At 57.7% G+C, this 6,000-nt stretch carries 5 protein-coding genes; 3 read left to right on the forward strand and 2 right to left on the reverse strand.

Annotated features, from left to right (window positions below):
• Positions 1 to 92: 92 nt before the first annotated feature.
• Positions 93 to 719 (reverse strand): SH3 domain-containing protein, encoded by a 627-nt coding sequence (locus BM069_RS15220; RefSeq protein WP_093324951.1) that lies wholly within the window; start codon positions 717 to 719, stop codon positions 93 to 95.
• Between the two features lie 154 nt (positions 720 to 873).
• Between BM069_RS15220 and BM069_RS15225 the strand changes: the two genes are divergently transcribed.
• Positions 874 to 3,210, forward strand: a complete 2,337-nt coding sequence (locus tag BM069_RS15225; protein ID WP_093324952.1) for a DNA topoisomerase IV subunit A — start codon at positions 874 to 876, stop codon at positions 3,208 to 3,210.
• Positions 3,211 to 3,352: 142 nt separating this feature from the next.
• Here the strand turns inward: BM069_RS15225 and BM069_RS15230 are convergent, their stop codons facing one another.
• Positions 3,353 to 4,726 (reverse strand): cytochrome P450, encoded by a 1,374-nt coding sequence (locus BM069_RS15230; protein WP_093324954.1) that lies wholly within the window; start codon positions 4,724 to 4,726, stop codon positions 3,353 to 3,355.
• Between the two features lie 137 nt (positions 4,727 to 4,863).
• Between BM069_RS15230 and BM069_RS15235 the strand changes: the two genes are divergently transcribed.
• Positions 4,864 to 5,481 (forward strand): hypothetical protein, encoded by a 618-nt coding sequence (locus tag BM069_RS15235; RefSeq protein ID WP_093324955.1) that lies wholly within the window; start codon positions 4,864 to 4,866, stop codon positions 5,479 to 5,481.
• Positions 5,482 to 5,580: 99 nt separating this feature from the next.
• On the forward strand, positions 5,581 to 6,000 hold a 420-nt coding region (locus BM069_RS15240), incomplete at its 3' end, for a GTP-binding protein (protein ID WP_139216181.1).

The raw sequence follows: 6,000 nt of genomic DNA on the forward strand, positions 1-6,000 counted from the left end.
CTGTTCCTAGTGTTTTTGTCGGAATAGCACCTACAGCAAAAACACGGGGATGGTCAATCCTGACTATTTTACTTTTTAGCGAGAGGGCGGCATCACTCCTCCGCGGACGTGAGCATTTTTGCGGCCATCCAGCCAACCCGACCGGTGTCTTGGTCACGCAGCTTGACCCACCCTTTGCCTTCGTCGCGTAGGATTTCGACCTGTTGGTCGCGGGTCAGAACACCCACAACACTAAAAGACGTGCCCGGACCGCCGCGTAGGTTCACCCGCGAGCCGCGCACAATACGCATGTCCTTTTTCGGCTCCGGTAGAATCACTTCTGTGTCACCCAGTTTGATCAGGATGGGCTGCGCCTCAACGCCTGTGCCATCTGTCAAAGCGTCGGAAAGAGTAGGGGCCCCGCCAAGGGGTGTTTGAAAACTCTTCACTGCGGCGGCGCTAACCGCGTGCAGGGAAGTTGACCCAACCGGAGTCGCAACCGCGGTTTCAACTTTGGGTTCAGGTGTGCGTCGAACAGTGGGAACGACAGCAGCGGCCTGAGTGACCACAGGCTCAATCGGTGTGGGGGTGATGCGTGCGGGCTCGGGGGAAACAAGGGGTTTCTGGGATTGAACCTCTGCTAAATCGCGACGGTATTTCGGCTCAAAGTCGGACCCGCCGCTGAGCTCGTAAAACGCCCAAGCCATGAACGCCAAACTGACAACAACAAACTTGTTCACGATAAATTCTCCGAAAAACTGGGCACGTCACTCAAATAGGCACGCATCACATTAGCAGATTATCGGGGGCAGGAGTCGATTCGGAGGGGAAAAAACCCAAATTGTCCCCATCCATCTGCTTTACCGGAGTCGCCTGCTTGGGTATCACCTTTGCATGACTGACCTGATCGACGACGATTTCTCCGAAAAGAACGTGACTGAACCACTGCGCCGTGCAATTGGCGACAGGTATCTGACCTATGCGCTGAGCACGATCATGCATCGCGCTTTGCCGGACGCCCGTGACGGGCTGAAGCCGGTGCATCGGCGGATTCTGTATGCCATGCGCGAGTTGAAGCTGTCCTCTTCGGGGGGGTTCCGTAAGTCTGCCAAGATTTCCGGCGATGTGATGGGCAACTATCACCCGCATGGCGACGCAGCGATTTACGATGCCATGGCGCGTTTGGCGCAGGACTTTGCTGTGCGGTATCCGCTGGTGGATGGTCAGGGTAACTTTGGCAACATTGACGGCGATAACCCAGCAGCCAGCCGATACACAGAAGCGCGCATGACCTCTGTGGCAGAGGCGATGCTTGATGGACTCAATGAGAACGCCGTTGATTTTCGGGAAAACTACGACGGCACGCTGAACGAGCCCGTGGTTTTGCCGGCGACCTTTCCGAATCTGCTGGCCAATGGCGCGAGCGGCATTGCGGTGGGCATGGCGACCAATATTCCGCCCCATAATATCACTGAGCTGTGCGATGCCTGCCTGCATATGATCAAGACGCCGGACGTGCGCGACGACACATTGCTCAATTATGTGCCGGGACCGGATTTCCCGACAGGCGGTGTGATTGTTGAGCCCAAAGAAAACATCGCACAGGCTTATCGCACGGGGCGCGGGTCGTTCCGGTTGCGTTGTAAGTGGGAGAAAGAAGATCTGGGCCGCGGGCAGTGGCAGATCATTGTCACCGAGATTCCCTATCAGGTTCAGAAATCTCGTTTGATTGAAAAACTGGCTGAGGTCATCCAGACCAAAAAAGTGCCGATTCTCGGAGATGTGCGCGACGAAAGTGCTGACGATATCCGTCTTGTGCTGGAGCCAAAATCCAAGAATGTGGACCCCGAAGTCCTGATGAACATGCTTTATCGCAACTCCGATCTGGAGGTGCGGTTCAGTCTGAACATGAACGTGTTGATCGACGGCGTGACACCCAAGGTCTGTTCGATGAAAGAGGTGCTGCGGGCGTTCTTGGATTTCCGCCGCGAGGTCCTGATCCGTCGCTCCAAACACCGGATGGAGAAGATCGACCACCGGCTTGAGGTGTTGGAAGGCTTCATCATTGCCTTCCTCAATCTGGATCGTGTGATCGACATCATCCGCTATGATGATGCGCCAAAACAAGCGCTTATGGCCGAAGATTGGGGGCTGGATCACGCCCGCGCTACTTCTGAATCCGACTATGTTTCTCCGTTGCCTGCGAAGGGCGACGGCGAGTTGACCGAGGTGCAGGCTGAGGCGATTCTCAACATGCGCCTGCGCAGTTTGCGGCGTTTGGAAGAGTTGGAGCTGGTGCGTGAACGGGATGCTCTGATGGCAGAGCGCGCGGGGCTTGAGGACTTGCTTGATAGCGAGACCTTGCAGTGGGATCGCATTTCCGACCAACTCAGAGAGGCCAAGAAGGTCTTTGGCAAAGACTACGAAGGCGGTGCGCGCCGCACACAGTTTGCCGAAGCCGCCGAAGTCGAAGACGTGCCGATTGAGGCGATGATCGACCGCGAGCCGATCACGGTTGTCTGTTCGCAAATGGGCTGGATTCGTGCGATGTCAGGCCATATCGATCTGACCCGCGAACTTAAATTCAAGGACGGCGATGGGCCGCGGTTTACTTTCCACGCGGAAACAACCGACCGGCTTCTGGTCTTTGGCACCAATGGGCGGTTTTACACGCTCAGCGCCGCCAATCTGCCTGGAGGGCGCGGCATGGGTGAACCCCTGCGCCTGATGGTGGATTTGCCCAACGAAGCTGAGATTGTTGATATTTTCGTGCACGACAAAGAGCGAAAACTGCTCGTGGCCTCAAGCGCGGGTGACGGCTTTGTGGTGCCGGAGCAAGACGTTATCGCTCAGACACGGACCGGCAAACAGGTGCTGAATGTCAAAGACGACACCCGTGCCCAGATTTGTCGCCCCGTGGTCGGCGATCACGTCGCGGTGGTCTCCAAGAATGGCCGTTTTCTTGTGTTCCCGATTGCCGAGATGCCGGAACTTGGCCGCGGCAAGGGCGTGCGCATTCAGAAATATAATATGGCGCGCGGGCGTCAGGGCACGTTGGAGCTTGATGGCGGATTGAGCGACATCACAACCTTCAACTGGGAAGAGGGCCTGAGCTGGTCCATGGGTGGCAAAACGCGCCATGAGCCGGATTTGACAGACTGGCTGGGCAAACGTGCCGGCGTCGGCAAAAAAGCCCCTTACGGCTTTCCGAAATCCTACCTCTTTGATTGAAGACGGCTTCTTTCTGGCCTGAAACCTTAAAGGCTCAAGCCTTTGGCTTGAGCCACGGCCAACCCCGCAAGGGGGCGGGAGGCGCTCGTGATATCATTGTCTGCATCGCGTCGGTAAAACGTCGGTAATGCGTCGGTGCAAACTAGAGCGCTTTTGCGGTCAGCCAAACTCCTGTGTCAGGGCGCAGCGTAAGGATCATCACCGGTTCAGGATCGCGCCCCTGCACCAGATCGAAGCGGAACCGTGCCAGAAGAGTCGCCAGAATGATCACCGCTTCCTGAATGGCAAAGCTGGCCCCGATGCAAATGCGCGGGCCATCGCCAAATGGGAGGTAGGCATAACGCTCCACCGATTTGCGATCTTCAAATCGCGACGGGTCAAATGCGTTGGGGTTGTCCCAGAGCATGTGATTGCGATGCAGCGCATAGATGGGGATCATTACCGTATCACCCGCGCGGATGTCGCGGGCACACAGGACGTCCGGTGCTTGTGCTGTGCGGGATAGGATGCCAGCAGGGGGGTAAAGCCTCAGTGCCTCGTCCACGATCTGCCGGATCAGGGGCATACGGGCAGCTTCTTCGCCGGTGGCGGTGTCGCCCTGCATCACGGATTGCGCCTCGGCGCGGGCGCGCGCCTGCACGTCGGGATCATAGGCGCAGAGATAAAGAGACCACGCCAGCGTCAGCGCGGTGGTCTCGTGTCCGGCCACAATAAAGGTCAACAGGTTGTCGCGCAGCTCCGACGTGTTCATGGCCTTGGCGGTTTCGGGGTCTTCGCCAGCCATCAAGAGGTCAAGCAGATCCGGCACCCCGCCGGGTCCACGATTGCGCCGCGCTTCAATGGCTTCGTCTGCTACGGCCTTCATCTGGCCCACAGCCTTGCCTGTAAAAAGGCGCGCTGGGCGCGGCACCCAGTCAGGAATGCCTAGCATGTCGAGCAGCGATACCTTGGCGGCCTCGTCAATATAAAGGTCGATTGCGCGGTGGACGGCTTCGGCGTCAAATGTTCCATCGCCGGAAAAGGTGACGTCGGAAATCACGTCAAACGTGGTGCGCACCATTTCTTGCAGAAAATCCGTCGGCCGGTCGCCTGTCGTAGCAATGCGATCCGCCGATCTGCCAGCTGCCGCGCTCATCACCGGCGCGAGAGCCAGCATGTTGCGTTGGCTGAACACCGGAGCCGCCGCGCGGCGCTGCCAGCGCCAATGCGCACCTTCGGCCACAAAAAGGCTGTCGCCAATGGCAGGACGCAGAATGTTTTTGGTGGTTTTGGATTTCGGATAGTTGTCGACATTTTCCAGCAGCACACGCCGGATTGCGTCAGGATCCATGATCATGTGCCAGCGGATGCCGGTTTGCCCCGACACCATCGGCTGCCGGACTGCAATTTCCGGCAATATTGAAAGAAGGTTGCTGCGGGCGGCTTTGAGCGATCCCAATATGCCCAGTGGTTCGGTGGCCAGCGGCACATGCGCCGGTGGCGGGCGGGAATCGGTATTGGCTGGTGCGGGGTCCATGACGGGCTCCTGTTGGGTTTCCCAGAGAATACGCACACACAGCGTAGGCCGATCACCGTTGCGCGCATAGCCTATGATTGCGTGCCCCGAGCCCATGAGTTATGCCACGGTCAAAGAAGACGAGAGGGACTTCGAGTATGATCCGATTGATGGTAGGTATCGCGGCGCTGGCTGCGCTGGTGTCTTGCACCGCCCCGAGCGGGCCCGTGAACGACCCGAAGCGCGATCTGGGGGATTTTGTGTTGGGTCACAACATTGTGGTGGCTCCCCAGTTCCAGAAGGGGCCACTGTCGCGTCCCGCGGACAAAGACGAATTCATTGCCTCCATGAAAAACGCGATCGACGCGCGGTTCGGGCGGTATGACGGGGATCGGACCGTCCACTTTGGCGTCAATATCTCCGGATATGTTCTGGCGCAGACCGGTGTGCCGCTGGTGTTGTCGCCAAAATCGGCGTTGATAATCACGGTCACGGCGTGGGATGACCGAGCAGGTGCCAAGTTCAACGACGAAGCGCGCGAGTTTGTTGTGCTTGAAAGCTATACCGCACCGATCATCGGGTCGGGTATGACCATGTCGGCCGATGAGCAAATGGCGAATCTGACGTATAACGCCGCCGCCCAAATCGAACGCTGGCTCTATGACAATCGCGCCTGTCTGGTGGATGATGTGCCGCAAGATGTGGCAAAAACCTGCTGGAAAACCACGAAGCAGGAGCAGGCCGAGCTGAAAAAGAAAGTTGATCAACTGCGCTGAGTGAAAGCTTGCTTGATTTTTTGCGCGCAACACAATATGTCGCGCGCGGTAGAGGTAAACGGGTCGTTGACGACCCCCCAAACGTAGAAGGCGCCCGAAATGGCTAAGGAAAAGTTTGAGCGCAGTAAACCGCACTGCAACATCGGCACCATTGGTCACGTTGACCACGGTAAAACCACTCTGACCGCAGCGATCACCAAACAGTTTGGTGACTTCAAAGCGTATGACGAAATCGACGGCGCGCCTGAAGAAAAAGCCCGCGGCATCACCATTTCGACCGCGCACGTTGAATACGAAACCGACGCGCGTCACTACGCACACGTCGACTGCCCCGGCCACGCTGACTATGTGAAAAACATGATCACCGGTGCGGCGCAGATGGACGGCGCGATCCTGGTTGTGAACGCAGCTGACGGCCCGATGCCGCAGACCCGCGAGCACATCCTGCTGGGCCGCCAGGTTGGTATCCCTGCCATGGTCGTGTTCATGAACAAAGTTGACCAGGTTGACGACGAAGAA

Origin of the sequence: Shimia haliotis, assembly GCF_900114415.1 — a bacterium.
Classification (GTDB): domain Bacteria; phylum Pseudomonadota; class Alphaproteobacteria; order Rhodobacterales; family Rhodobacteraceae; genus Shimia; species Shimia haliotis.